This is a genomic window from Stenotrophomonas sp. 109824_Sma, from assembly GCF_056480025.1.
Genome location: NZ_CM151078.1, coordinates 905,591 through 929,550, shown reverse-complemented (window position 1 = coordinate 929,550; position 23,960 = coordinate 905,591). Strand labels below are relative to the sequence as shown.

Here is a 23,960-nt window from a genome sequence, read left to right as displayed (position 1 = left end):
AGCAAAGCGCCCTCACCCATGTAAGCTCGGTCGCCGCATCCATGCGGCTCACGCCCCCGCAACCGGACCCACCCCGCCTTTGACAGATCTGCGCGATCTGCAGTAGATCCACGCCATGCGTGGATGAATCTCCATCGGAATCGACTATTTCGAATGGGAATCGAAAAGCATCCACGCATGGCGTGGATCTACCGTGTCGACCAAGGTCGACACCTACCAACAGCCGCCGGAATCTGTCAGAGGTGGGGCGGTGTCGGAGTGCGGGGTGTCAGCCGCATGGATGCGGCTGCCAAGCCTACATGGACGTACTTGCGGCGTCCCCGCACTCCGACACCGCCCCGCCAACCCACGGAATGCCCGCTGTTGACGTTGACGTTGACGTTGACTGCAGCAGGTGCAGGGCTGCAAGCCCTGCCGAAAAACCCTTACCGCACTTGTTCCTGCTTGCGCACGATCGCCATCGCGATCTCCAGCGACTGCTCGTAGTTCAACCGTGGGTCCACCGTCGAACGATACGCGCGCTCCAGGTCACGCTCGGTCAGTTCGCGCGCACCACCGGTGCATTCGGTGACATCCTCGCCCGTAAGTTCCAGGTGCACACCGCCCAGTCGCGTGCCTGCGGCCGCATGCAGATCGAACGATATCTCCACTTCGCCACGCACGTTGTCGAAGCGGCGCGTCTTGAAGCCATTGGCGGTGCTTTCGGTATTGCCATGCATCGCGTCGCACACCCACAGCACGCGACGGCCATCGCGCTTGACCGCGTCCAGCAGCGGCGGCAGCTTCTCGGCAATCTGCGCTGCACCCATGCGGTGGATGAAGCTCAATCGGCCCGGCTCGTCATGCGGGTTGAGCACATCGATCAGGCGCAGCAGCTGGTCCGGCGTCACCGACGGGCCCACCTTGATCGCAATCGGGTTGCGCACGCCACGCAGGTATTCCACGTGCGCGCCATCGAGCGCAGCCGTGCGCATGCCGATCCACGGGTAGTGCGTGCTCAGGTTCAACCAGCCCTGCTGGCGCGGCACCTGCCGGGTCAGCGCCTGCTCGTAGGGCAGCAGCAGCGCTTCATGCGAGGTGTAGAAGTCGATGCGGTTGAGGTTGTGCACGCGGGCCCCGGCCAGGGTTTCCATGAAGTGCACCGCATCACCGATCGACGCCACCATCTTCTGGTACTCGGCGGCCAGCGGCGAATGCCGCACCCACTCCAGGTTCCAGTACTCCGGATGGTGCAGGTCGGCGAAGCCGCCATCGATCAGCGCACGCACGAAGTTCATGGTCATCGCCGAATGTGCATGCGCCTGCAGCATCCGCTTCGGGTCGGGCAGGCGCGCCGCCTCGGTGAACGCCGGCGCATTGATCACATCGCCGCGGTAGCTGGGCAGGGTCACGCCGTCGCGGGTCTCGGTATCGGCCGAACGCGGCTTGGCGTACTGGCCGGCAAAGCGCCCAACGCGGATCACTGGCTGGCGCAGGCCGTGCACCAGCACCAGGCTCATCTGCAGCAGCACTTTCAACCGGTTGGAAATGGTGCCCGATTCGCAGTCGCTGAAGTTCTCGGCGCAATCGCCGCCCTGCAGCAGGAAGCGCTTGCCTTCCTGGGCCTCGGCCAGCTGCTGCTTCAGCGCCAGGATTTCCCACGACGTGACCAGCGGCGGCAGCCGCTTCAGCTCGTGCAGGGCGGCGTCCAGCGCCACCGGGTCCGGGTAGGTCGGCATCTGCAGCGCGGTCTTGCCACGCCAGCTCTCCGGCGACCAGGCAGCGCCAGCGGCGGTCGCGGCAGGATCGGGGACAGGCGAAACGGCGGACAGGCTCATTGCAGACTTCCGGGGGTGGGGGACGATCATGGTCGCAGAGCCGACCGCTGCCGCAAAGGGCCGGGCGCCGTCTGCACATGACTGAACGCCGGGGAAAGCGCATCGCGATCGGCCACAAACCGCATGGCCACGGCCGCCCGGACAGGCGCATGATGCGCCACGCACTGTTACGAAGTAACACTCCATCCCCACCGGCCCCTTCCACAGCCCATCCGCCATGAAGCCTTCCCTGCTCGCTACCGGCATCACCTTCGCCCTGACCCTTGCCAGCCTGCCCTCCCCCGCCGCGGCTGCCGATGCCGCCCCGGTGAAGGACCTCGACACGGTCACCGTCAGCGCCCAGCTCGACCAGGCCCGCAACGCGCTGTCGCCGGACATCGGCAGCAGCCAGTACCAGATCACCGCCGAGGACATCCAGAAGCAGCCGCTGGGTGCCTCTGCGCCGCTCAGCCAGGTACTGCTGCAGGCACCCGGCGTGGTCCAGGATTCCTATGGCGGCGTGCACGTGCGCGGCGACCACGCCAATCTGCAGTACCGCATCAACGGCGTGTTGCTGCCCGAATCGATCTCCGGCTTCGGCCAGACCCTGGACGCCCGCACCATCAAGAGCATCCGCCTGATGGATGGCGCACTGCCGGCGCAGTTCGGCGAGCGCACCGCGGCGGTGGTCGACATCACCACGCGCAGTGGTGCCGAGCTCGGCAATGGCGGCAGCGCCGGGCTGACCGCAGGCTCGTTCGGCAAGATCAATCCGAATGCCTCGTGGTGGGGCAACCAGGGACGCTGGAGCTGGTTCCTGACCGGCAACTACGACCAGAACGAGGTCGGCCTGGAGAATCCGACCAGTTCGCGCAAGCCGCTGCACGACGACATCCACCAGGGCAAGGCCTTCGCCGACCTGACCTACCTGGTCAACGAGAACACCCGCCTGAGCGTGTTCGCCGGCTTCGCCAACAACCGCTTCCAGATCCCGGTCAACCCCGGGCAGACCCCGCAGTTCGGTTACCTGGACACCACCACCTTCGACTCCAGCCAGCTGGATGAAACCCAGCGCGAAACCACCCGCTTCGGCGTGCTGGTGCTGCAGGGTACGCTGGGCAGCACCGCCTACCAGCTGTCCGCCGGGCAGCGCTACAGCGACGTAGCGTTCAACCCGGATGTCATCGGCGATCTGGTGTTCAGTGGCGTCGCCTCGCAGGTCCAGCGCAGCAACCGCGCCAACACCCTGCAGGCCGACTTCTCCACCCCACTGGGCAACGACCACACATTGCGCTACGGCCTGTACGGCAACTACGAGAACGCGCGGGCCAGCAACAGCAGCTGGGTGTTCCCGGTCGATGACACCGGCCAGCAGTCCAGCACCACGCCGCTGCTGATTCCCGACCGCAGCGCCTTCCATGCCAGCACGCTGGCGTTGTACGTGCAGGATGAATGGAAGATCGGCGACGACTGGACCGTGAACTACGGCCTGCGTGGTGATCGCTACAAGGCCTTCGGCCACACCGAGGGCCAGCTCAGCCCGCGCGTGGGCGTGGTCTGGAATGCGAGCGACAGCACCACCGTTCACGCCGGCTATTCGCGTTACTTCACGCCACCGGCCAGTGAGCTGATCGCCAGCAGCGATATCGCCCTGTATGACGGCACCACCAACCAGCAGCCCAGCGGCGGCAACAACGTACCGCTGGCCGAACGCAGCGACTACTACGACATTGGTGTCTCGCAGCAGCTGGGTGAACACCTGACCCTGGGCCTGGACGCGTACGACCGCCGCGTCGCGCGCCTGCAGGACGAAGGCCAGTTCGGCGCCGCCTACATCTACTCGACGTTCAACTACCGCCGCGGCCATATCCGTGGCCTGGAGTTCAGTGCCGACTACAGCAACGGTCCGTTCAGCGCCTACTTCAACGCGGCGTACAACAAGGCCATCGGCACCCAGGTCATCACCGGCCAGTACAACCTCGATCCGGACGCGCTGGCCTATGTGGCCGACCACTGGATCCACCTGGACCACGACCAGAAGCTGACGTCGTCGGGAGGCTTCAGCTACGCCTTCGCCGGGCACAACCGGATCGGCGCCAACTACGTGTTCGGCAGCGGCCTGCGTTCGGATATCGAGGGCGTGCCCAACGGCGGTGAGCTGCCGTCCTACCTGCAGGTGAACCTCAGCGCCGGGCACGACTTCAACGCCGACAGCGGACATCCGCTGCACGTGCAGCTGGCGGTGATCAACGCGCTGGACCGCAGCTACCAGCTGCGTGACGGTGGCGGTGTTGGCGTGTTCGCGCCGCAGTGGGGGCCGCGCCGTGGCGCCTATCTGAGCCTGCAGCAGGATTTCTGAGGACGGACCGTGGTAGTGCCGGCCGCTGGCCGGCATCTACAGGAACGCTGCCATCGTTCATGGGGTTGCCGGCCAGCGGCCGGCACTACCGCTGCTTCAGCGCTTGACCTTGCGCAGCGACACCACCAGCGCCCACAGCGCAAGCAGCACGAACCACACGCCCGACCACATCGGCATGGTCAGGCCCAGGAACGTCCAATCGATGTTGCCGCAGTTGCCGGTACCGGTCAGCACCGTGCGGAACACTTCCAGTGGCCCCATGGTCTCGCGCAGGAAGCTCAGCGGCGGGCCGCAGGTCGCGCCCATCTCCGGCGGCAGCATCTGCACGTAGACGTGGCGCGCCGCAATGCCAACGCCCACTGCGGCGGCAATGAAGGCCAGCACGCCGTAGGTCGCGCGGCCGGGGCGGTTGGACGGCCCATGCAACGCACCGATCAGGAACAGCAGGCCCAGCGCAGCGAATGCCAGGCGCTGGAAGATGCACAGCGGGCACGGCTCCAGGCCCATCTTCAGCTGCAGGAAGATCGCGTAGCCGAGCAGGCCCGCGCAGATCAGGAAGCCCAGGAAGAACTGGGCGCGGAAGGGCCAGCGCAGTGGATTCATCGTCAACGCTCGAATGGATCAAGGCGCCAAGCGTAACCGAGAGTGCGTGCCATTCGAACCGCCACAGGTGACGCCTGTCGGAACGGTGCGGGTCAGAGCCCTGTCCTGCGGAAAGGGATCCGACCCCGAAAACGCAAAAGCCCGGCAGAGGCCGGGCTTTCGCTGTGTCGCGTTGGAGCGGTCCGATTACTCGGCCACTTCCTCGGCCACGACCGGACGGTCAACCAGCTCGACGTAGGCCATCGGCGCGTTGTCGCCGGCGCGGAAGCCGCACTTCAGCAGGCGCAGGTAGCCGCCCGGACGGTTCGCGTAGCGCGGGCCCAGGATGGTGAACAGGTTGCCCACGGCTTCGTTGTCGCGCAGGCGGGCGAAGGCCAGACGGCGGTTGGCGACGGAGTCGACCTTGGCCAGGGTGATCAGCGGCTCGGCAACGCGGCGCAGTTCCTTGGCCTTCGGCAGGGTGGTCTTGATCAGCTCGTGCTTGAACAGCGAGGCGGCCATGTTCTTGAACATCGCTTCGCGGTGGGCGCTGGTACGGCTGAACTTACGGCCAGACTTCTGGTGACGCATGGTGATATTCCTTGGTTAATGATGAGGCTGTGCGGATCGTTGTCGCCATCCTGGCGTTGCTGCGCGGACTGCGGATGGTCCTGGCCGTCCGTCCTGGACGACCTGCCCCGCGAACCTGCGGTTCGTCGTGGCATGGTGTGGTGCGTTGAAGGCCCCACCGCGAACGGTGGAGCCTTCAGGCATTACCGATATCAGCCCAGCATGCCGTGGCTGGCGACGCCGGCCGGCGGCCAGTTCTCCAGCTTCATGCCGAGCGACAGGCCGCGCTGAGCCAGCACTTCCTTGATCTCGGTGAGCGACTTCTTGCCCAGGTTCGGGGTCTTCAGCAGCTCCACTTCGGTCTTCTGGATCAGATCGCCGATGTAGTAGATGCTTTCAGCCTTCAGGCAGTTGGCCGAACGCACGGTCAGCTCCAGATCGTCGATCGGGCGCAGCAGCACCGGATCCACGCCGTTGTTGGCCGGCTTGGCCGCACCGCGGTCACGGTGGGTGAAGTCACCGAACACCGACAGCTGGTCGCTGAGGATGTCGGCGGCGGTGCGCACGGCTTCCTCGGCGTCGATGGTGCCGTTGGTCTCGATATCGATGACCAGCTTGTCCAGGTCGGTACGCTGTTCGACGCGGGCCGCTTCCACGGCATAGGCGACGCGGCGGACCGGCGAGAACGAGGCATCCAGGACCAGGCGGCCGATGGCACGGGTTTCTTCGTCCGGACGACGACGCGCGGCAGCCGGCTGGTAGCCGAAACCACGTTCGATCTTCAGACGCATGTTGATCGCCGTATCCTTGGTCAGGTGGCAGATCACATGGTCGCCGTTCAGGATCTCCACATTGTGGTCGACCTTGATGTCGGCAGCGGTGACAACGCCCGGGCCCTGCTTGGACAGGGACAGGGTGGCGCTGTCGCCGGAGTGCATACGGATTGCCACGTCCTTCAGGTTCAGCAGGACTTCGAGCACGTCCTCCTGCAGACCTTCGACCGTGGTGTACTCATGCAACACGCCGTCGATTTCGACTTCCGTGATGGCGAAGCCCGGGATGGACGACAGCAGCACGCGACGCAGGGCATTACCCAGCGTATGCCCGTAACCCCGCTCCAAAGGTTCGATAACGACCTTTGCACGGGTGTCGGTAAGGCGTTCGATCTGCGGACCGCGAGGACGCAGAACCTGGTTGGCGGTAACCGTCATGTTGCGGGTTCTCCTAGTGAACCCCCGGCCGTCGCCGGGGGCTCTCCAATGATGAATTACTTCGAATACAGCTCGACGATCAGCGCTTCGTTGATGTCCGCAGGCAGATCCGAACGATCCGGAACAGCCTTGAAGATGCCGGTGAACTTGCCGGAATCCACTTCAACCCACGACGGGCTCAGGTCATGCTGGGCGGCGACGGTCAGGGCTTCCTGGACGCGCAGCTGCTTGGCAGCCTTTTCGGACAGGGCGATGGCGTCGCCAGCCTTGACCTGGTACGAAGCCAGGTTGACCGACTTGCCATTCACGGTGACGCCGCGGTGCGACACCAGCTGACGGGCAGCCGGACGGGTCACGGCGAAGCCCATGCGGTAGACGACGTTGTCCAGGCGGGTTTCCAGCAGCTGCAGCAGGTTCTCGCCGGTGTTGCCCTTCTTGGTCGAGGCCTTCTTGTAGTAGTTGCGGAACTGACGCTCCAGCAGGCCGTAGATACGCTTGACCTTCTGCTTTTCACGCAGCTGGGTGGCGTAGTCGGACAGCTTGCCCTTGCGGGCAGTGGCGCCGTGCTGGCCGGGCTTCTGCTCCAGCTTGCACTTCGAGTCCAGCGCACGCGCCGGGCTCTTCAGGGACAGGTCGGCGCCTTCGCGACGGGCGAGCTTACAGGTAGGACCGATATAACGAGCCATTTCTTATCGCTCCCTTTAGACGCGACGCTTCTTCGGCGGACGGCACCCGTTGTGCGGGATAGGCGTCACGTCGATGATGTTGGTGATCTTGTAGCCGACGTTGTTCAACGAACGCACGGCCGACTCACGGCCCGGACCCGGGCCCTTGATGCGGACTTCCAGCGACTTCACGCCGTAGTCCAGCGCAGCACGACCGGCCTTTTCAGCAGCCACCTGGGCAGCGAACGGGGTCGACTTGCGCGAACCGCGGAAGCCAGCGCCACCGGAGGTCGCCCACGACAGAGCGTTGCCCTGGCGGTCGGTGATGGTGACGATGGTGTTGTTGAACGAAGCGTGGACGTGGGCAACGCCGTCGGTGACGACGCGCTTGATCTTCTTCTTGGTCTTAGCAGCGGGCTTAGCCATTTCTCAGTCCCTTACTTCTTGATCGCCTTGCGCGGACCCTTGCGGGTGCGGGCGTTGGTACGGGTGCGCTGGCCACGCAGCGGGAGGCCACGACGGTGACGCAGGCCGCGGTAGCAGCCCAGGTCCATCAGGCGCTTGATCGCGATACCGATTTCACGGCGCAGATCGCCTTCCACGATGTACTTGCCGACTTCGGCGCGCAGGCGCTCGATTTCCGGCTCCGACAGATCGCGGATCTTGGTGGTCGAAGCAACGCCTGCGACTTCGCAGACCTTCTTCGAACGGGTACGGCCGATGCCGTAAATGCTTTGCAACCCGACCCAGACGTGCTTCTGGGCTGGCAGGTTGACGCCTGCAATACGCGCCATGACGCGGTTCTCCAGCTGAGTGATGGCCGACAGCGCGCCTCGGGCACGCCGATCCGGCAGGATGGATCAAAAAAGTGAACTAGCGATACTAACAAGGTTCCGGTTTACATGGAAGCCCGTGAAACCATTGGTTTCATGAACCCGGCCTGGGGAGTGTGCCCAGGCTCCGGCGCCGGATGGGGTTGGACCTGGAGTTTCCCCCGGGGCCGCCCGCGCTACTCCAGCGCGGGACCACCTCATCACACCCCCACCCGGAACCGCTGCGGGGGCCGCCCTTCGTTTGTGTGGCCGGAGTCCGCGAAGCGGAGGGACCATCACGTCAGGAAGACGAAAGTATAACAGGCCTATCAGCCGCGGGCAAAACCGCCGCGGTTGCCACCCTTCAGGTTGGCCTTCTTCAGCAGGCTCTCGTACTGGTGGGACATCAGGTGCGCTTGCACCTGGGCGATGAAGTCCATCACCACCACCACCACGATCAGCAGCGACGTACCACCGAAGTAGAACGAGGCGTTCAGCTGCGTGCGCATCAGTTCCGGCAGCAGGCAGACGATCACCAGGTACGCCGAGCCAGCCGCGGTCAGGCGGGTCAGCACGCCGTCGATGTAGTCGGCGGTGGCCTTGCCCGGACGGATGCCTGGAATCAGCGCGCCGGACTTCTTCAGGTTGTCGGCGGTTTCCTGCGAGTTGAACACCAGCGCGGTATAGAAGAACGCGAAACCGGTGATCAGCGCAGCGAACACGATCATGTGCAGCGGCTCGCCCGGGCCCAGGGCGTTGGCGACCTTCTGCAGGACCTGGCCGAAGCTGCTCTGGTTGGCGGCCTGGCCGGACCACATGGCCAGGGTGGCCGGGAAGGCCAGCAGGCTCGAGGCAAAGATCGCCGGGATGACGCCGGCCATGTTGAGCTTCAGCGGCAGGAACGAGGTCTGGTTCATGTACGCGTTGCGACCGCCCTGGCGGCGCGCGTAATTCACCGTGATCCGGCGCTGGCCACGCTCGACGAACACCACGAAGAAGGTGAAGGCGAGCACGACGATGGCGATCAGCAGCAGCTGGATGAACTGGATGTTGCCGTCGCGGTAGGCGTCGAAGGTGTGGATGACCGCACCCGGCAGGCCCGCAACGATACCGGCGAAGATGATCAGCGACACGCCGTTGCCGATGCCGCGCTCGGTGACCTGCTCACCGACCCACATCAGGAACATGGTGCCGGCGGTCAGTGCGACCACGGCGGTGAGCACGAAGCCCATGCCCGGCGCATACACGACCGGAGCGCCCGACGGCGAGACCTGGCCCTGCAGGGCTAGTGCGATCGAGCCGCCCTGCACCACCGCCAGCAGCACGGCGCCGATGCGCGAATACTGGGTGATCTTGCGGCGACCGGACTCACCTTCCTTCTGCATCGCCTTCAGGGCGGGGAAGATGTGCACGGCCAGCTGCATCACGATCGATGCCGAGATGTACGGCATCACGTTCAGCGCGAAGATGCTGAAACGGTGCAGGGCGCCGCCCGAGAACATGTTGAACATGTCCACGATGCCGCCGCCCTGCGTTTGCATCATGGCAAGCATGGCATCGGGATTGACGCCCGGCACCGGCACGTAGCAGCCGATGCGATAGACGATCAAAGCCCCGACGACGAACAGCAAACGTTGGCGAAGTTCAGTGAACTTGCCCATTCCGCCCGCGAGGTTACCGATGCCAGCTTGCGCCATGATTTTCTTACTCCGTTACGCTGCCGCCGGCAGCTTCGATCGCGGCCTTGGCACCAGCCGTGGCAGCAATACCCTTCAGGGTGAACGCCTTGGTCACTTCGCCCTTGACGACGACCTTGGCCTTCTTTGCGGTGCTCGGGACCAGCTTGGCAGCACGCAGGGCGGCGAAGTCGATCTCACCGGCCGGCAGCTTGTCCAGCGCGTACAGCAGCACTTCAGCGGTATCCTTGGCGATCGGCGAACGGAAGCCGATCTTCGGCAGACGACGCTGCATGGGGGTCTGGCCGCCTTCGAAGCCAGCCTTGATCTTGCCGCCACCCTTACGGGCGAACGAACCCTTGTGGCCGCGGCCGGCAGTCTTGCCCAGGCCCGAGCCGATACCGCGACCGACGCGGGTGCGCTCGGTGCGGGCGCCCGGTGCCGGGCTCAGTTCATTGAGACGCAGAGTCATGGTCGATTACTCCTCAACCTGGACGAGGTACTGAACCTTGTTGATCAGGCCGCGTACCTGCGGGCTGTCCTTCAGTTCACGCACATCGTTGAGCTTGTTCAGGCCCAGGGCACGCACCGACAGGCGGTGACGCGACTGGGTACCACGCAGGCCACGCACCAGGCGGACCTTCACAGTCTTGTTGGACTCATTAGCCATGGTTGAGTTCCTCCACCTTCTTGCCGCGCTTGGCCGCGATGCGAGCCGGCGACTGCGCAGCAGACAGGCCCTTCACGGTGGCACGCACCAGGTTGATCGGGTTGCGCGAACCGGTGGCCTTGGCCAGCACGTTCTTCACGCCAACGGCTTCCAGCACGGCGCGCATGGCACCGCCGGCGATCACGCCGGTACCTTCCGAAGCCGGCTGCATGAACACGCGGGCTGCGCCGTGACCATCCTTGATGGTGTGCCACAGGGTGCCGTTGTTCAGGTCAACGCTGACCAGGTTCTTGCGGGCCTGCTCCATCGACTTCTGGATGGCAACCGGCACTTCGCGGGCCTTGCCATAACCGAAACCGACCTTGCCTTCGCCGTCGCCGACAACGGTCAGGGCGGTGAAGGTGAACTGGCGGCCACCCTTGACGGTCTTGCTGACGCGATTGACCGCGACCAGCTTTTCGATCATGCCGTCGTCGATCTTCTCTTCGCGGTTACGGTCGCGATCGCGACCCCGCTGCTGACGCTCTTCTGCCATGTTGATTCCTTGGTTGTTTGGGTATGTACGGCTCGGGGCCGCTTATGGTTGTGGAGTGACGCGTCGTTCCGGTGGACCGCTGCAGAAGAGCGGCGCCGTCCAGCCTCACTCAGGCTGGCGAGCAGGCGGGCAGGAGGCCATCAGCCCCCTGCCCTTATCCCTTAGAACTGCAGGCCGGCTTCGCGGGCGGCTTCTGCCAGGGCCTTGATGCGGCCGTGGTAGCGGTAACCCGAACGATCGAAGGCAACCTTCTCGACGCCGGCGGCCTTGGCGCGCTCAGCGACGATGCGGCCAACCTTGGCAGCGGCATCGGCGTTCTTGCCGTTCTTCAGGCCTTCCATGACGTCGGTCTGGGTGGTGTTGGCAGCAGCCAGCACCTTGGAACCGTCGGCGGTGAAGACCTGGGCGTACAGGTGCTGGCCGGTGCGCAGCACCGACAGGCGGGCGACGCCGAGCTCACGGATGTGGGCGCGGGTCGACTTGGCGCGACGCAGGCGGGCGATGTTCTTGTTCATGATGTTTTTCCCTTGAAAGCGGAAGCGCCTATTAGGCCTTCTTGGCTTCCTTACGGATGATGACTTCGTCGGAGTACTTCACGCCCTTGCCCTTGTACGGCTCCGGCTTGCGGAACGCACGGATCTTGGCGGCAACTTCACCGACGACCTGCTTGTCAGCGCCCTGGACCAGGATCTCGGTCTGGGTCGGGGTGGTGATGGTGATGCCTTCCGGCGCCACGAACACGACCGGGTGCGAGAAACCGAGCGACAGGCTCAGGTCCTTGCCCTGCATGGCAGCACGGTAACCCACGCCGACCAGTTCCAGCTTGCGCTCGAAGCCTTCGGACACGCCCTTGACCATGTTGGCCAGGATCGCACGCACGGTACCGGTCAGCGCGACCAGGTCGGCGCTCTCGGTGCTCAGGGTGGCAACGCCGCTGTCGACGTTGATGGCAATACCGGCCGGCTTGACCAGCGACAGGGTGCCCTTCGGGCCCTTGACGGTGATGCTTTCCGACTGGACGTTCAGTTCGACCTTACCCAGGGTGATGGGCTTCTTGGCTACGCGGGACATAGTTCTACTCCTTTCGCCTTAGGCCACGAAGCACAGGACTTCGCCGCCGACGCCCAGCTGGCGCGCCTGCGCATCAGTCATGATGCCCTTGGAGGTGGAAATGATGGAGATACCCAGGCCATTCATGACCTTCGGCAGCTCGCTCTTGCCGCGGTACTGGCGCAGGCCCGAACGCGAGAAGCGCTTCAGGGTCGCGATGACCGGCTTGCCTTCGAAATACTTCAGCACGATTTCCAGCTCGGACTTGTTGTTTTCCAGCTGGGTCACGCGCAGGTCGGTGATGTAACCCTCGTCCTTCAGGACCTGGGCGATCGCAACCTTGATCTTGGACGACGGGGCTTTCACCGTCTGCTTGCCAACCGCGGCCGCATTCTTGATGCGGACCAGCAGGTCGGCGATGGGATCAGTCATGCTCATATGAGTACCTTTGAGTGCACCGATATCCGCTTTCGCGAAAATCTGTTGTCTCCTGGAAACGGGCCAGGTCCCTTGATGCAGCGGGCCAGAAGCCCACTCCCACAACCCCGTCTGCACAGGGCAAGACGCGGGAGTATACGCCAAAAGAGCCCGACTTGCGTCGGGCTCTTCGGGTTTTTTCACAGAAAGGAAGCTGAACGCCTCCCCTCCCCGGTTCAGCGGCCCCCGCAGGGGCTGCTGATCGCAGGGCCGACTGGGATTACCAGCTGGCCTTGCGCAGACCCGGGACGTCGCCACGCATGGTGGCTTCGCGCAGCTTGTTACGGCCCAGGCCGAACTTGCTGTAGACGCCACGCGGACGACCCGACAGCTCGCAACGGTTGCGCTGGCGGCTCGGCGACGAATCGCGCGGCAGCTTGGCCAGCTTGGTTGCGGCGTCGATCTTCTCTTCGTAGGTCGCATCCACGGAGGACACGATCTTCTTCAGAGCCGCACGCTTCTCAGCGTACTTCTTGGCCAGCTTTTCCCGCTTGATGTCGCGGTTGACCATGGAGGTCTTTGCCATTTCGGTTTCCTCGACAGATCAGTTACGGAACGGGAACTTGAACGCTGCCAGCAGCGCCTTCGCTTCCGCGTCGGTCTTCGCAGTGGTGGTGATGGCGATATCCATACCGCGGATCGCGTCGACGGCGTCGAAGTCGATTTCCGGGAAGATGATCTGTTCCTTCACACCCATGTTGAAGTTGCCGCGGCCGTCGAAGGAACGACCGGAAACACCACGGAAGTCGCGCACGCGCGGCAGCGAGATGTTGATCAGACGATCCAGGAACTCGTACATCTTGTGGCGACGCAGCGTGGTCTTGCAGCCGATCGGCCAACCATCACGGATCTTGAACGACGCAACCGAGATACGCGACTTGGTGACAACCGGCTTCTGGCCGGAAATCTTGGTCATGTCCGCGACGGCGTTTTCCAGGATCTTCTTGTTGGTGGCAGCCTCGCCGACACCCATGTTCAGGGTGACCTTGACGAGCTTCGGTACTTCCATCGGATTGGTGTAGCCGAACTGCTTCATCAGCGCCGGCACCACTTCTTCCTTGTAGATCTTTTCGAGACGGGAAGTCATCTTCACATTCCTCAGGCGTCGAGCGCCTCACCGCTGGAGCGGAACACACGCAGTTTGCGTCCATCCTCCAGCACCTTGAAGCCAACGCGTTCGCCCTTGCCCGAAGCCGGGTTCAGCACGTTCACGTTGGAGATATGGATCGAAGCTTCGCGCTCGACCACGCCGCCGGCAACACCTGCCTGCGGGTTCGGCTTGGTGTGGCGCTTGACGATGTTCACGTTGGCGACGACCACACGGTCGCCGTCGACGCGGACGACTTCGCCCTGCTTGCCCTTGTCCTTGCCAGCGTTGACGACAACCTGGTCGCCCTTCTTGATACGGTTAGCCATGATTATCTCCTGTCGCTCACAGCACTTCGGGAGCGAGCGAGACGATCTTCATGAACTTCTCCGAACGAAGTTCACGGGTCACCGGCCCGAAGATACGGGTACCGATCGGCTCCTGCTTGTTGTTCAGCAGGACGGCAGCGTTGCCGTCGAAGCGGATCAGCGAACCGTCGGCGCGACGCACACCCTTGCGGGTACGCACCACGACGGCGTCATACACTTCACCCTTCTTGACCTTGCCGCGCGGAATCGCATCCTTCACGGTGACCTTGATGATGTCGCCGATGCCGGCGTAACGGCGCTTGGAACCACCCAGCACCTTGAAGCACATCACCTGCTTGGCACCCGAATTGTCCGCGACGTCAAGGTAGCTCTGCATCTGGATCATGATTCAGACTCCTTATTCAGCCGCACGCGTGATGACTTCCACCACGCGCCAGTTCTTGGTCTTGGACATCGGAGCAATCTCGGTCACGCGGACGACATCGCCTTCCTTGCAGGCGTTGTCGGCATCGTGGGCGTGCAGCTTCGTCGAGCGCTTGATGTACTTGCCGTACAGCGCGTGCTTGACCTGACGCTCAACCAGGACGGTAACCGTCTTGTCCATCTTGTTGCTGACGACACGGCCTTCGACCGTGCGCAGCGTCTTCTTTTCAGTATTGTCGCTCATAGCGGCCATCCTTACTTCGTGCTGCCGAGCAGGGTCTTGACGCGAGCAATCTCGCGACGGACCCGGCGAATGTCGTGGGTCTTCGGCAGCTGGCCGGTGACCTGCTGCATACGGACAGAGAACTGTTCCTTACGCAGGTCGATCAGGTGGGCCTTGAGTTCGTCAGCCGACTTTTCACGGAGAGTTTTGATATCCATCAGCGCACCGTACGGGTCACGAAAGTGGTGGTGACCGAGAGCTTGGCGGCGGCCAGGCGGAACGCCTCGCGAGCCACTTCCTCGGAAACACCCTCGATTTCATAGATCATGCGGCCGGGCTGGATCTGGGCCACCCAGTATTCCACGTTACCCTTACCAGAACCCATTCGGACTTCGATGGGCTTCTTGGTGATGGGCTTGTCGGGGAACACGCGGATCCACATCTTGCCGCCGCGCTTGACGTAGCGGCTGATCGAGCGGCGGGCCGCTTCGATCTGACGCGCGGTCAGCTGACCGTGTGCGGTTGCCTTCAGGCCGTATTCGCCGAAGCTGACAGCGTTGGCGCTCCAGCTCAGGCCATCGTTACGGCCCTTGTGTACCTTGCGGTACTTGGTTCGCTTGGGTTGCAACATTGTCGTTACCTCGCTTCACGGGCCGGGCGCTGACGGTCACCACGGTCGCCGCGATCGTGACGATCGTTGCGCGACGGGGTGTCGTCCTGCTTTTCCTGGCCAACCTGGGAGAAATCGAAGACCTCGCCCTTGTAGATCCAGACCTTGATGCCGATGATGCCGTAGGTCGTCTTGGCTTCAGCGAAGCCATAGTCGATGTCGGCACGCAGGGTGTGCAGCGGCACGCGGCCTTCGCGGTACCACTCCGAACGGGCGATTTCTGCACCGTTGAGGCGGCCACCGACGTTGACCTTGATACCCAGGGCACCCAGGCGCATCGCGTTGCCGACCGAGCGCTTCATTGCACGGCGGAACATGATGCGACGCTCCAGCTGCTGGGCGATCGACTCGGCAACGAGCTGCGCGTCCAGTTCCGGCTTGCGCACTTCGGTGACGTTGATGTGCGCCGGGACGCCCATCATCTCGCTCACTTCCTTGCGCAGCTTCTCGATGTCCTCACCGCGCTTGCCGATCACCACGCCCGGACGGGCGGTGTGGATCGTCACGCGAGCGGTCTTGGCCGGACGCTCGATCAGGATCTTGCTGATGCCGGCCTGGGCCAGCTTCTTGCGCAGCATTTCGCGCACTTTCAGGTCGGCTGCCAGGTAACCGGCGAACTCGGCCTTGTTGGCGTACCACTTGGAGTTCCAGTCCTTGGAAATGCCGAGGCGGATACCAATCGGATGAACTTTATGACCCATGGTCTTTTCCTTATCCGCTTACTTGGCGGCGCCCACAACCACAGTGATGTGGCTGGTGCGCTTGAGGATGCGGGTACCGCGGCCTTTCGCCCGCGCCATGAAACGCTTCAGGGTCGGACCTTCATCAACCATGATGGTCTGAACCTTCAGCTCGTCGACGTCGGCGCCCTGGTTGTTCTCGGCGTTGGCAATTGCCGACTCCACCACCTTCTTGATCAGGTGGGCAGCCTTCTTGTCCGAGAACTTCAGCAGGTTGACCGCACGTTCGGCCGGCAGACCGCGCACCTGGTCAGCGACCAGACGAGCCTTCTGCGGGGAGATGCGCGCAGTGCGCAGGATGGCTTTCGCTTCCATTGTCATCTCTCCTTACTTGCCCGACTTCTTGTCACCACCGTGACCCTTGAAGGTCCGGGTGATGGCAAATTCGCCGAGCTTGTGGCCGACCATGTTCTCGTTGACGAGAACCGGGATGTGGTTCTTGCCGTTATGCACGGCAATGGTGATGCCTACCATGTCAGGCAGGATCATCGAACGGCGCGACCAGGTCTTGATCGGCTTCTTGCTGCCCGCAGCGGCCTCCACCTTCTTGACGAGGTGGTGATCGACGAACGGGCCCTTCTTGAGTGAACGTGCCATGGTCGATTAGCCCCTACGATCGCGGACGATGAACTGCTGAGTGCGCTTGTTATGGCGCGTCTTGTAACCCTTGGTCGGAACACCCCACGGGGTGACCGGATGCGGGTTACCCTGGCCGGCCTTGGCCTCACCACCACCGTGCGGGTGGTCAACCGGGTTCATGGCAGCACCACGAACGGTCGGGCGGACGCCGCGCCAACGCTTGGCACCGGCCTTGCCCAGCTTTTCCAGGCTGTGCTCGTCGTTGCCGACTTCGCCGATGGTGGCGCAGCACTCGACCGGAACCTTACGCATTTCACCCGAGCGCAGGCGCAGGGTGGCGTAGATGCCTTCGCGAGCCACCAGCTGCACGGCCGCACCGGCGGCGCGAGCGATCTGAGCGCCCTTGCCCGGCTTCAGTTCGATGCAGTGGATGGTGGTGCCGACCGGGATGTTGCGCAGCGGCAGGGTGTTGCCGGCCTTGATCGGGGCGTCCGAACCAGCGATCACCTGATCACCGGCCTTCAGACCCTTCGGGGCGATGATGTAGCGACGCTCACCGTCGACGTAGCACAGCAGGGCGATGTGGGCGGTGCGGTTCGGATCGTATTCGATGCGTTCCACGCGCGCCGGAATGCCCAGCTTGTTGCGCTTGAAGTCGATGATGCGGTAGTGCTGCTTGGCACCACCACCGACGTGACGCACGGTGATGCGGCCATGGTGGTTACGACCACCCGAGCGGCTCTGCGACTCGACCAGTGCGGCGTGCGGAGCACCCTTGTGCAGGTCGGGGGTGACCACGCGCACGGCCGAACGGCGGCCGGGGGAGGTGGGCTTGAATTTCATCAATGGCATGGGATGTACCTCAGGCCTTGGCCGTTACATCGATCGACTGGCCGTCGGCCAGGCGAACGTACGCCTTGCGCCAATCGCCGCGGCGGCCAGCACGGTTACGGAAGGACTTGTTCTTGCCCTTGACGTTGACCACGTTGACGGCTTCGACCTTGACGTCGAACAGCTGCTCAACCGCGGCCTTTACATCGGCCTTGGTGGCTTCGTTCGAAACTTCGAAGACATACTGATTGGAGAGTTCCTGCAGGCGCGCGGTCTTTTCGGAGACACGCGGGGCACGCAGCACGCTGAAGATTTTTTCGTTGCTGTTCATGCCAGCCACTCCTCGACCTTCTTGACCGCGTCAGCGGTGATGACGACCGTGTCGGCACCAACCAGCGAGACCGGATCCAGACCCTGGACGTCACGCACCTGCACGTACGGCAGATTGCGGGCGGACAGGTACAGGTGCTCGGACGCTTCTTCGGTGACGATCAGCGGGCGCTTGCCCACTTCCAGGCCGGCCAGCTTGGCGATCAGACCCTTCGTGTTGGTCACTTCGACATCGAAGGACTCCACGATGGTCAGACGGCCCTGACGGTTCAGCTCGGACAGGATCGCGCACATGGCGGCACGGTACTGCTTACGATTGACCTTCTGCTCGAAGCTGCGCGGCTTGGCCGCGAAGGTGACACCGCCGCCGACGAAGATCGGAGCCGTCAGTGCGCCATGACGCGCGCCGCCGCCCTTCTGCTTCTTCGACTTCTTGGTGGTACCAGCCACTTCGGAGCGAGTCTTCTGTGCCTTGGTGCCGGCGCGACCGGCGTTGCGGTAGGCAACGACGACCTGGTGGACCAGATCTTCGCTGAAATCGCGACCGAACACGGCGTCGGAGACCGAGACCTTGTTGTTGCTACCCGTGATAACGAGTTCCATCGTCATCTCTCCTTATGCCTTGCTCGCCGGACGGACGATCACGTCGCCACCCGCCGCGCCCGGAACGGCGCCGCGAACGGCGATCAGACCGCGCTCGACGTCGACCTTGACCACTTCCAGGTTCTGGGTGCTCTGCTGCACCGCGCCCATGTGGCCCGACATCTTCTTGCCCGGGAAAACGCGACCCGGGGTCTGGCGCTGACCCAGCGAACCCGGCGCGCGATGCGACAGCGAGTTACCGTGGGTTGCATCGCCCATACGGAAGTTGTGGCGCTTGATGGTGCCCTGGAAGCCCTTACCCTTGGTGACACCCTGGACGTCGACGATCTGGCCGACTTCGAAGATGTCCGCCTTGACTTCGCCGCCAACGGCGAAATCGCCGAGCTGCGCGTCTTCAACGCGGAATTCCCACAGGCCACGACCCGCTTCCACCTTCGCCTTGGCGAAGTGGCCGGCTTCCGGCTTGTTGACCAGGGCAGCGCGACGCGCGCCGACGGTCACCTGCACGGCGCTGTAGCCGTCGGTTTCGACGGTCTTGATCTGCGCGATGCGGTTCGGGGTTGCTTCGATCAGGGTCACCGGGATGGAGCGGCCATCTTCAGTGAACACGCGGCTCATGCCAGCCTTGCGGCCCACGAAGCCCAACGAATACTTCTTCGTCATGGTCGTAGTCCTCAGGTCAGCTTGATCTGAACGTCGACGCCGGCAGCCAGTTCGAGCTTCATCAGCGCGTCCACGGTCTTGTCATTCGGGTCAACGATATCGAGCACGCGCTTGTGCGTGCGGGTCTCGTACTGGTCACGCGCGTCCTTGTCGACGTGCGGGGAGACGAGAACGGTGTAACGCTCGATCTTGGTCGGCAGCGGGATCGGGCCACGCACTTGCGCGCCGGTCCGCTTTGCCGTTTCAACGATCTCGCTGGCCGAACGGTCGATCAGACGATGATCGAACGCTTTCAGCCGGATCCGGATCTTTTGGTCCGCCATGGCGGTAGGTTCCTTCGTTAAAAGAGCGACAGACAAAGCCTCTGGGTTGCTTTGCCCCATGAAATTCCTGAATACGGACGGCCCGCACTCCTGCAGGCCGACAAGGTCACTCCATAGACCTCAAAAACGTAGGCAGACCAGTTTCCCGGCCTGCCCAGACGTAGAAGCATAATGGCACGCAAGGCAGCTGTCAACAGTCGCCTGTTGACGCCGCCTGAATGGCATTGACCCTTCCTGGTCCGGGGAACACAAGGCACGTCCTGTGCCTGCTTTCCCATTTGATACGCCCCGATGCCCTACCCAGGCAACATCGGGGCGCAGATACTACCAGATTACTCGATGATCTTCGAGACCACGCCGGCGCCGACGGTACGGCCGCCTTCGCGGATGGCGAAGCGCAGGCCTTCGTCCATGGCCACCGGGTTGATCAGGGTGACGACCATCTTGACGTTGTCACCCGGCATCACCATTTCGACGCCTTCCGGCAGTGCAGCGGCGCCGGTGATGTCGGTGGTGCGGAAGTAGAACTGCGGACGGTAGCCGTTGAAGAACGGGGTGTGACGGCCGCCCTCGTCCTTCGACAGGACGTAGACTTCGCCTTCGAACTTGGTGTGCGGCTTGATCGTGCCCGGCTTGGCCAGCACCTGGCCACGCTCGACGTCGTCACGCTTGGTGCCGCGCAGCAGCAGGCCAGCGTTGTCGCCTGCCTGACCCTGGTCCAGCAGCTTGCGGAACATTTCAACGCCGGTGACGGTGGTCTTCTGCACCGGACGGATGCCGACGATTTCGATTTCGTCGCCAACCTTGATCACGCCGCGCTCGATACGACCGGTCACCACGGTGCCGCGGCCCGAGATCGAGAACACGTCTTCCACCGGCATCAGGAACGGCTTGTCGATCGCACGCTCCGGCTCCGGAATCCAGCTGTCCAGCGCGTCGACCAGCTTCAGGATGGCCGGCACGCCGATGTCGCTCTGGTCGCCTTCCAGCGCCAGGCGGGCCGAACCGGCGATGATCGGGGTGTCGTCGCCCGGGAACTCGTACTTGCTCAGCAGTTCGCGCACTTCCATCTCGACCAGCTCGAGCAGCTCGGCGTCGTCGACCATGTCAGCCTTGTTCAGGAACACGACGATGTACGGCACGCCGACCTGGCGCGACAGCAGGATGTGCTCACGGGTCTGCGGCATCGGGCCGTCAGCGGCCGAGCACACCAGGATCGCGCCGTCCATCTGGGCGGCACCGGTGATCATGTTCTTGACGTAGTCAGCGTGGCCCGGGCAATCGACGTGGGCGTAATGACGGATCGGGGATTCGTATTCGACGTGCGCGGTCGAGATCGTGATACCACGCGCCTTTTCTTCCGGCGCGGCGTCGATCGAGGAGTAATCCTTGAACTCGCCACCGAAGCGCTCGGCACCGATCTTGGTCAGTGCGGCGGTCAGCGTGGTCTTGCCGTGGTCGACGTGACCGATGGTGCCGACGTTGACGTGCGGCTTGGTGCGCTCGAACTTACCCTTTGCCATTGTTCTATACCTTGATTGTTCGTAAGTGGTTTCAAGAGAGGCTGAGCGAGGCTCAGCCCTTCTTCATGACGGCTTCGGCGATGTTGGTCGGAGCCGGCTCGTAGTGATCGAATTCCATGGTGAAGGTGGCGCGGCCCTGGGTCTGCGAACGCAGCGCAGTGGCGTAGCCGAACATTTCACCCAGCGGGATCATCGCGTTGATGATGCTGGCCGAACCGTCACCGGTGGTGTCGGAACCCTGCAGCACGCCGCGACGACGGCTGACGTCGCCCATCACGTCACCCTGGTAATCCTCCGGGGTCACGATCTCGACCTTCATGATCGGCTCCAGCAGCACCGGCTTGGCCTTGGCGAAGCCCTGCTTGAAGGCCATCGACGAAGCCAGCTTGAACGCCATTTCCGAGGAGTCGACGTCGTGGTACGAACCGAACACCAGCTTCACCTTGACGTCCACGACCGGGAAGCCAGCCAGCGGACCGCTGGTGATGGTTTCGCGCAGGCCCTTTTCAACCGACGGAATGAATTCCTTCGGGATCACGCCGCCGGTGATGTCGTTGATGAACAGGAAGTCGTCCTTGATGGCCGGAGCCAGCTTCGGATCGGCACGGTCGGCAGCGGTGATCGGCGACAGCTCGATCACGACGTGACCGTACTGACCCTTACCACCGGACTGCTTGGCGTGCTTGTAGTCCGACTTGACGTCAGCCAGGGTGATGGTTTCGCGGTAGGCCACCTGCGGCGCGCCGACGTTGGCTTCAACGTTGAACTCGCGCTTCAGGCGGTCGACGATGATGTCCAGGTGCAGCTCGCCCATGCCCGAGATGATGGTCTGGCCGGATTCTTCGTCGGTCTTGACGCGGAACGACGGATCTTCCTGCGCCAGGCGACCCAGGGCCAGACCCATCTTTTCCTGGTCCGACTTGGTCTTCGGCTCGACGGCCATCGAGATCACCGGCTCCGGGAACGTCATGCGCTCCAGGATGATCGGGGCGTCCACGGCGCACAGGGTGTCACCGGTGGTGGTGTCCTTCAGGCCCACAGCCGCGGCGATGTCACCGGCCAGAACTTCCTTGATTTCCTCGCGGTTGTTCGAGTGCATCTGCAGGATGCGGCCGATGCGCTCCTTCTTGCCCTTCACCGAGTTCAGCACGGTGTCGCCACCGTTCAGGGTGCCCGAGTAGACACGGAAGAAGGTCAGCGCGCCGACGAACGGGTCGGTGATGATCTTGAAGGCCAGCGACGAGAACGGAGCCTTGTCGTCCGACTTGCGGGTCATTTCGACGGTGTCGTCGTCAACGTCCACGCCCTTCACGTCCGGCACGTCGACCGGCGACGGCAGCAGCTGGATCACGCCATCCAGCATGGCCTGCACGCCCTTGTTCTTGAAGGCCGAGCCGCAGTACATCGGCACGATCTCGGTGGCCAGGGTGCGGGTACGCAGCGCGCTGATGATTTCGGCCTCGGCCAGCTCTTCGCCGCCCAGGTACTTTTCCATCAGTTCTTCGCTGGCTTCAGCAGCGGTCTCGACCATGAACTGGCGAGCCTCTTCGGCAGCCGCCTGCAGTTCGGCCGGGATGTCGCTGTACTCGAACTTCATGCCCTGCGAAGCCTCATCCCAATGGATGGCCTTCATCTTCAGCAGGTCGACAACGCCCTTGAAGTTGTCTTCAGCGCCGATCGGCAGCTGCATCGGCACGGCAACGGCGCCCAGCTTGGCCTTCAGCTGGCCGACGACCTTCTGGAAGTTGGCACCAGTGCGGTCCATCTTGTTGACGAACGCGATGCGCGGCACGTGGTACTTGTTGGCCTGGCGCCACACGGTTTCCGACTGCGGCTGCACGCCACCGACGGCGCACAGGACGAAGACGGCACCGTCGAGCACGCGCAGCGAGCGCTCCACTTCGATGGTGAAGTCGACGTGCCCGGGGGTGTCGATGATGTTGAAGCGGTGCTCCGGCAGGGACTTGTCCATGCCCTTCCAGAACGCGGTGGTGGCAGCGGACTGGATCGTGATGCCACGCTCCTGCTCCTGCTCCATCCAGTCCATGGTGGCGGCGCCGTCGTGCACTTCACCGATCTTGTGGCTCTTGCCGGTGTAGAACAGGATGCGCTCGGACGTGGTGGTCTTGCCGGCATCGATGTGAGCCATGATGCCGAAGTTGCGGTAACGCTCGATGGGAGTGGAACGGGCCACGGGAGCCTCTCAGATTTCTTGGATTTCGGATGGCCGAACGCCGCCTTTCGGCGGCCTTCGGATTGGCGCAGTCCTTCTGGGACCGCGAGGCAGCACGCACCTAAGTGGAGCTGCCCTGCCTGTTTTACAAGGCCGTCAAACTCACCAGCGGTAGTGGGCGAAGGCCTTGTTGGCTTCGGCCATGCGGTGGGTTTCTTCGCGCTTCTTGATGGCGCCGCCACGGTTTTCCGAGGCGTCGATCAGCTCAGCAGCCAGCTTCTTCGGCATGGTGTTCTCGCCACGCTTGCGCGCGGAGTCGATCAGCCAGCGCATGGCCAGGGCCATCTTGCGCGACGAACGCACTTCGACCGGCACCTGGTAGGTGGCACCACCGACGCGGCGCGACTTGACTTCGACCGCCGGAGCGACGTTGTCCAGAGCCTTCTGCACCAGTTCAATGGCGTTGGCGCTGCTGTTCTTCTCGGTGATCACGTCCATGGCGCCGTACACGATCTTTTCGGCGACGGACTTCTTGCCGCTCTGCATGACCATGTTGATGAAGCGGGCGATGGTTTCGCTTCCGTGCTTCGGATCGGGCAGGACGGAACGCTGCGGAGTATTACCCTTACGCGACATAGTGCTCTCTCCTTATGCCTTCGGACGCTTGGCGCCGTACTTGGAACGGGCCTGGCGACGCTTGGCAACGCCGGCGGCGTCGAGCGAGCCACGAACGGTGTGGTAACGCACACCCGGCAGGTCCTTGACGCGACCGCCGCGGATCAGGACCACGGAGTGCTCCTGCAGGTTGTGGCCTTCACCACCGATGTAGGAAATCACTTCTTCCTGGTTGGTCAGGCGGACCTTGGCAACCTTGCGCAGAGCCGAGTTCGGCTTCTTCGGAGTGGTGGTGTAGACACGGGTGCAGACGCCACGGCGCTGCGGGCACTTGTCGAGCGCCGGCGAGGCACTCTTGTAGGTGGTCGCTTGCCGCGGCTTGCGGACCAGCTGGTTGATCGTCGCCATCAGTAGGTTCTTCTGATTGGTGGCCGGAAAATCCGAC

General features: G+C 63.4%; 34 protein-coding genes. 1 reads left to right on the top strand and 33 read right to left on the bottom strand.

Translation table 11 applies throughout. From position 1 onward, the window contains the following. Positions 1-425: 425 nt before the first annotated feature. Positions 426-1,817 (bottom strand): class II 3-deoxy-7-phosphoheptulonate synthase, encoded by a 1,392-nt coding sequence (locus tag ACZK1G_RS04280; protein WP_101764978.1) that lies wholly within the window; start codon positions 1,815-1,817, stop codon positions 426-428. A gap of 217 nt (positions 1,818-2,034) precedes the next feature. On the opposite strand from ACZK1G_RS04280, the gene ACZK1G_RS04275 reads away from it, so the two are divergent. Beyond that, a complete protein-coding gene (locus tag ACZK1G_RS04275) occupies positions 2,035-4,155 on the top strand; it encodes a TonB-dependent receptor (protein WP_101764977.1) in 2,121 nt (706 codons plus the stop codon). A gap of 96 nt (positions 4,156-4,251) precedes the next feature. Here the strand turns inward: ACZK1G_RS04275 and ACZK1G_RS04270 are convergent, their stop codons facing one another. From ACZK1G_RS04270 to rpsL, 32 genes are all read right to left on the bottom strand, one after another. Beyond that, on the bottom strand, positions 4,252-4,758 hold the full coding sequence (locus tag ACZK1G_RS04270; RefSeq protein WP_005415421.1) for a disulfide bond formation protein B: 507 nt from the start codon (positions 4,756-4,758) through the stop codon (positions 4,252-4,254). A gap of 186 nt (positions 4,759-4,944) precedes the next feature. Continuing rightward, the gene (rplQ, locus tag ACZK1G_RS04265) at positions 4,945-5,328 is read right to left on the bottom strand and encodes a 50S ribosomal protein L17 (RefSeq protein WP_005408217.1); all 384 of its coding nucleotides are present in this window, start codon (positions 5,326-5,328) and stop codon (positions 4,945-4,947) included. Between the two features lie 191 nt (positions 5,329-5,519). Then, complete coding sequence (locus ACZK1G_RS04260; RefSeq protein WP_005408216.1) at positions 5,520-6,518, bottom strand: DNA-directed RNA polymerase subunit alpha; 999 nt, start codon at positions 6,516-6,518, stop codon at positions 5,520-5,522. A gap of 56 nt (positions 6,519-6,574) precedes the next feature. Further along, on the bottom strand, positions 6,575-7,204 hold the full coding sequence (gene rpsD / locus ACZK1G_RS04255; RefSeq protein WP_004145446.1) for a 30S ribosomal protein S4: 630 nt from the start codon (positions 7,202-7,204) through the stop codon (positions 6,575-6,577). 15 nt (positions 7,205-7,219) lie between these two features. Further along, the gene (gene rpsK, locus ACZK1G_RS04250; protein WP_004145443.1) at positions 7,220-7,609 is read right to left on the bottom strand and encodes a 30S ribosomal protein S11; all 390 of its coding nucleotides are present in this window, start codon (positions 7,607-7,609) and stop codon (positions 7,220-7,222) included. Positions 7,610-7,620: 11 nt separating this feature from the next. Next, complete coding sequence (gene rpsM, locus ACZK1G_RS04245) at positions 7,621-7,977, bottom strand: 30S ribosomal protein S13 (RefSeq protein WP_004154500.1); 357 nt, start codon at positions 7,975-7,977, stop codon at positions 7,621-7,623. Between the two features lie 347 nt (positions 7,978-8,324). Beyond that, on the bottom strand, positions 8,325-9,692 hold the full coding sequence (gene secY / locus ACZK1G_RS04240; protein ID WP_101764976.1) for a preprotein translocase subunit SecY: 1,368 nt from the start codon (positions 9,690-9,692) through the stop codon (positions 8,325-8,327). Between the two features lie 7 nt (positions 9,693-9,699). Continuing rightward, complete coding sequence (gene rplO, locus ACZK1G_RS04235; protein WP_004154498.1) at positions 9,700-10,143, bottom strand: 50S ribosomal protein L15; 444 nt, start codon at positions 10,141-10,143, stop codon at positions 9,700-9,702. 6 nt (positions 10,144-10,149) lie between these two features. Then, positions 10,150-10,341: a 50S ribosomal protein L30 gene (gene rpmD / locus ACZK1G_RS04230; protein ID WP_005408214.1), complete on the bottom strand. Its 192-nt coding sequence runs from the start codon at positions 10,339-10,341 to the stop codon at positions 10,150-10,152. Further along, the gene (rpsE, locus tag ACZK1G_RS04225) at positions 10,334-10,876 is read right to left on the bottom strand and encodes a 30S ribosomal protein S5 (RefSeq protein WP_005408213.1); all 543 of its coding nucleotides are present in this window, start codon (positions 10,874-10,876) and stop codon (positions 10,334-10,336) included. The genes rpmD and rpsE overlap by 8 nt, the downstream gene beginning before the upstream one ends. 161 nt (positions 10,877-11,037) lie before the next feature. Next, positions 11,038-11,391: a 50S ribosomal protein L18 gene (gene rplR, locus ACZK1G_RS04220; protein ID WP_005408212.1), complete on the bottom strand. Its 354-nt coding sequence runs from the start codon at positions 11,389-11,391 to the stop codon at positions 11,038-11,040. 31 nt (positions 11,392-11,422) lie between these two features. Continuing rightward, positions 11,423-11,947, bottom strand: coding sequence for a 50S ribosomal protein L6 (gene rplF / locus ACZK1G_RS04215; protein ID WP_049446764.1), 525 nt, complete (start codon positions 11,945-11,947; stop codon positions 11,423-11,425). Positions 11,948-11,965: 18 nt separating this feature from the next. Beyond that, a complete protein-coding gene (gene rpsH / locus ACZK1G_RS04210) occupies positions 11,966-12,364 on the bottom strand; it encodes a 30S ribosomal protein S8 (protein WP_005408210.1) in 399 nt (132 codons plus the stop codon). 259 nt (positions 12,365-12,623) lie between these two features. Further along, positions 12,624-12,929, bottom strand: a complete 306-nt coding sequence (rpsN, locus tag ACZK1G_RS04205) for a 30S ribosomal protein S14 (RefSeq protein ID WP_005408209.1) — start codon at positions 12,927-12,929, stop codon at positions 12,624-12,626. Between the two features lie 18 nt (positions 12,930-12,947). Further along, positions 12,948-13,490 (bottom strand): 50S ribosomal protein L5, encoded by a 543-nt coding sequence (rplE, locus tag ACZK1G_RS04200; protein ID WP_005415416.1) that lies wholly within the window; start codon positions 13,488-13,490, stop codon positions 12,948-12,950. Positions 13,491-13,501: 11 nt separating this feature from the next. Next, complete coding sequence (gene rplX, locus ACZK1G_RS04195) at positions 13,502-13,819, bottom strand: 50S ribosomal protein L24 (RefSeq protein WP_004154490.1); 318 nt, start codon at positions 13,817-13,819, stop codon at positions 13,502-13,504. Between the two features lie 16 nt (positions 13,820-13,835). Continuing rightward, positions 13,836-14,204, bottom strand: coding sequence for a 50S ribosomal protein L14 (gene rplN / locus ACZK1G_RS04190; RefSeq protein WP_010483978.1), 369 nt, complete (start codon positions 14,202-14,204; stop codon positions 13,836-13,838). 12 nt (positions 14,205-14,216) lie between these two features. After that, a complete protein-coding gene (rpsQ, locus tag ACZK1G_RS04185; RefSeq protein ID WP_004154489.1) occupies positions 14,217-14,486 on the bottom strand; it encodes a 30S ribosomal protein S17 in 270 nt (89 codons plus the stop codon). Between the two features lie 11 nt (positions 14,487-14,497). After that, positions 14,498-14,683, bottom strand: coding sequence for a 50S ribosomal protein L29 (rpmC, locus tag ACZK1G_RS04180; protein WP_004154487.1), 186 nt, complete (start codon positions 14,681-14,683; stop codon positions 14,498-14,500). Continuing rightward, a complete protein-coding gene (gene rplP, locus ACZK1G_RS04175) occupies positions 14,683-15,096 on the bottom strand; it encodes a 50S ribosomal protein L16 (protein ID WP_004154486.1) in 414 nt (137 codons plus the stop codon). Before rplP ends, rpmC begins: the two co-directional genes overlap by 1 nt. Before the next feature lie 5 nt (positions 15,097-15,101). Further along, positions 15,102-15,836 carry a 30S ribosomal protein S3 gene (gene rpsC / locus ACZK1G_RS04170; protein WP_004145350.1) on the bottom strand — a complete coding sequence of 245 codons (735 nt, stop codon included), beginning with the start codon at positions 15,834-15,836 and terminating at the stop codon, positions 15,102-15,104. A gap of 18 nt (positions 15,837-15,854) precedes the next feature. Then, complete coding sequence (gene rplV, locus ACZK1G_RS04165) at positions 15,855-16,190, bottom strand: 50S ribosomal protein L22 (protein ID WP_004145348.1); 336 nt, start codon at positions 16,188-16,190, stop codon at positions 15,855-15,857. A 12-nt stretch (positions 16,191-16,202) separates the two neighbouring features. Further along, positions 16,203-16,472, bottom strand: coding sequence for a 30S ribosomal protein S19 (rpsS, locus tag ACZK1G_RS04160; protein ID WP_005415413.1), 270 nt, complete (start codon positions 16,470-16,472; stop codon positions 16,203-16,205). 6 nt (positions 16,473-16,478) lie between these two features. Next, a complete protein-coding gene (gene rplB, locus ACZK1G_RS04155; RefSeq protein WP_004145339.1) occupies positions 16,479-17,306 on the bottom strand; it encodes a 50S ribosomal protein L2 in 828 nt (275 codons plus the stop codon). A gap of 10 nt (positions 17,307-17,316) precedes the next feature. After that, a complete protein-coding gene (gene rplW / locus ACZK1G_RS04150) occupies positions 17,317-17,616 on the bottom strand; it encodes a 50S ribosomal protein L23 (RefSeq protein WP_004145338.1) in 300 nt (99 codons plus the stop codon). Then, complete coding sequence (gene rplD, locus ACZK1G_RS04145) at positions 17,613-18,218, bottom strand: 50S ribosomal protein L4 (protein WP_004145337.1); 606 nt, start codon at positions 18,216-18,218, stop codon at positions 17,613-17,615. Before rplD ends, rplW begins: the two co-directional genes overlap by 4 nt. Positions 18,219-18,230: 12 nt before the next feature. Beyond that, on the bottom strand, positions 18,231-18,881 hold the full coding sequence (rplC, locus tag ACZK1G_RS04140) for a 50S ribosomal protein L3 (protein WP_004145336.1): 651 nt from the start codon (positions 18,879-18,881) through the stop codon (positions 18,231-18,233). 11 nt (positions 18,882-18,892) lie between these two features. After that, positions 18,893-19,204 (bottom strand): 30S ribosomal protein S10, encoded by a 312-nt coding sequence (gene rpsJ / locus ACZK1G_RS04135; protein ID WP_005408208.1) that lies wholly within the window; start codon positions 19,202-19,204, stop codon positions 18,893-18,895. A gap of 332 nt (positions 19,205-19,536) precedes the next feature. Continuing rightward, a complete protein-coding gene (gene tuf / locus ACZK1G_RS04130; RefSeq protein WP_014036096.1) occupies positions 19,537-20,727 on the bottom strand; it encodes an elongation factor Tu in 1,191 nt (396 codons plus the stop codon). A 52-nt stretch (positions 20,728-20,779) separates the two neighbouring features. Then, positions 20,780-22,921, bottom strand: a complete 2,142-nt coding sequence (fusA, locus tag ACZK1G_RS04125) for an elongation factor G (RefSeq protein WP_014036102.1) — start codon at positions 22,919-22,921, stop codon at positions 20,780-20,782. Positions 22,922-23,062: 141 nt separating this feature from the next. Further along, positions 23,063-23,536: a 30S ribosomal protein S7 gene (gene rpsG, locus ACZK1G_RS04120; protein ID WP_004145321.1), complete on the bottom strand. Its 474-nt coding sequence runs from the start codon at positions 23,534-23,536 to the stop codon at positions 23,063-23,065. Between the two features lie 12 nt (positions 23,537-23,548). Further along, a complete protein-coding gene (gene rpsL / locus ACZK1G_RS04115) occupies positions 23,549-23,923 on the bottom strand; it encodes a 30S ribosomal protein S12 (protein ID WP_004145320.1) in 375 nt (124 codons plus the stop codon). Positions 23,924-23,960 lie beyond the last annotated feature (37 nt).

Coding starts and splice junctions, on each gene's coding strand:
- rplW (WP_004145338.1), bottom strand. CDS start 17,616: ATGAACAGCAACGAAAAAATCTTCAGCGTGCTGCGTGCCCCGCGTGTC.
- rpsG (WP_004145321.1), bottom strand. CDS start 23,536: ATGTCGCGTAAGGGTAATACTCCGCAGCGTTCCGTCCTGCCCGATCCG.
- rplF (WP_049446764.1), bottom strand. CDS start 11,947: ATGTCCCGCGTAGCCAAGAAGCCCATCACCCTGGGTAAGGTCGAACTG.
- rpsK (WP_004145443.1), bottom strand. CDS start 7,609: ATGGCTAAGCCCGCTGCTAAGACCAAGAAGAAGATCAAGCGCGTCGTC.
- tuf (WP_014036096.1), bottom strand. CDS start 20,727: ATGGCAAAGGGTAAGTTCGAGCGCACCAAGCCGCACGTCAACGTCGGC.
- rpsL (WP_004145320.1), bottom strand. CDS start 23,923: ATGGCGACGATCAACCAGCTGGTCCGCAAGCCGCGGCAAGCGACCACC.
- rpsD (WP_004145446.1), bottom strand. CDS start 7,204: ATGGCTCGTTATATCGGTCCTACCTGTAAGCTCGCCCGTCGCGAAGGC.
- rpmD (WP_005408214.1), bottom strand. CDS start 10,341: ATGGCTAATGAGTCCAACAAGACTGTGAAGGTCCGCCTGGTGCGTGGC.
- ACZK1G_RS04270 (WP_005415421.1), bottom strand. CDS start 4,758: ATGAATCCACTGCGCTGGCCCTTCCGCGCCCAGTTCTTCCTGGGCTTC.
- rpsS (WP_005415413.1), bottom strand. CDS start 16,472: ATGGCACGTTCACTCAAGAAGGGCCCGTTCGTCGATCACCACCTCGTC.
- rpsQ (WP_004154489.1), bottom strand. CDS start 14,486: ATGAGCGACAATACTGAAAAGAAGACGCTGCGCACGGTCGAAGGCCGT.
- rplD (WP_004145337.1), bottom strand. CDS start 18,218: ATGGAACTCGTTATCACGGGTAGCAACAACAAGGTCTCGGTCTCCGAC.
- rplX (WP_004154490.1), bottom strand. CDS start 13,819: ATGGCTAACCGTATCAAGAAGGGCGACCAGGTTGTCGTCAACGCTGGC.
- ACZK1G_RS04275 (WP_101764977.1), top strand. CDS start 2,035: ATGAAGCCTTCCCTGCTCGCTACCGGCATCACCTTCGCCCTGACCCTT.
- rpsN (WP_005408209.1), bottom strand. CDS start 12,929: ATGGCAAAGACCTCCATGGTCAACCGCGACATCAAGCGGGAAAAGCTG.
- rpsM (WP_004154500.1), bottom strand. CDS start 7,977: ATGGCGCGTATTGCAGGCGTCAACCTGCCAGCCCAGAAGCACGTCTGG.
- rpsC (WP_004145350.1), bottom strand. CDS start 15,836: ATGGGTCATAAAGTTCATCCGATTGGTATCCGCCTCGGCATTTCCAAG.
- ACZK1G_RS04260 (WP_005408216.1), bottom strand. CDS start 6,518: ATGACGGTTACCGCCAACCAGGTTCTGCGTCCTCGCGGTCCGCAGATC.
- rplP (WP_004154486.1), bottom strand. CDS start 15,096: ATGTTGCAACCCAAGCGAACCAAGTACCGCAAGGTACACAAGGGCCGT.
- rplV (WP_004145348.1), bottom strand. CDS start 16,190: ATGGAAGCGAAAGCCATCCTGCGCACTGCGCGCATCTCCCCGCAGAAG.
- rpsE (WP_005408213.1), bottom strand. CDS start 10,876: ATGGCAGAAGAGCGTCAGCAGCGGGGTCGCGATCGCGACCGTAACCGC.
- rpsH (WP_005408210.1), bottom strand. CDS start 12,364: ATGAGCATGACTGATCCCATCGCCGACCTGCTGGTCCGCATCAAGAAT.
- rplO (WP_004154498.1), bottom strand. CDS start 10,143: ATGACTCTGCGTCTCAATGAACTGAGCCCGGCACCGGGCGCCCGCACC.
- rpmC (WP_004154487.1), bottom strand. CDS start 14,683: ATGGATATCAAAACTCTCCGTGAAAAGTCGGCTGACGAACTCAAGGCC.
- rpsJ (WP_005408208.1), bottom strand. CDS start 19,204: ATGGCGGACCAAAAGATCCGGATCCGGCTGAAAGCGTTCGATCATCGT.
- rplR (WP_005408212.1), bottom strand. CDS start 11,391: ATGAACAAGAACATCGCCCGCCTGCGTCGCGCCAAGTCGACCCGCGCC.
- rplN (WP_010483978.1), bottom strand. CDS start 14,204: ATGATCCAGATGCAGAGCTACCTTGACGTCGCGGACAATTCGGGTGCC.
- rplQ (WP_005408217.1), bottom strand. CDS start 5,328: ATGCGTCACCAGAAGTCTGGCCGTAAGTTCAGCCGTACCAGCGCCCAC.
- rplB (WP_004145339.1), bottom strand. CDS start 17,306: ATGCCATTGATGAAATTCAAGCCCACCTCCCCCGGCCGCCGTTCGGCC.
- rplC (WP_004145336.1), bottom strand. CDS start 18,881: ATGACGAAGAAGTATTCGTTGGGCTTCGTGGGCCGCAAGGCTGGCATG.
- rplE (WP_005415416.1), bottom strand. CDS start 13,490: ATGACTTCCCGTCTCGAAAAGATCTACAAGGAAGAAGTGGTGCCGGCG.
- secY (WP_101764976.1), bottom strand. CDS start 9,692: ATGGCGCAAGCTGGCATCGGTAACCTCGCGGGCGGAATGGGCAAGTTC.
- ACZK1G_RS04280 (WP_101764978.1), bottom strand. CDS start 1,817: ATGAGCCTGTCCGCCGTTTCGCCTGTCCCCGATCCTGCCGCGACCGCC.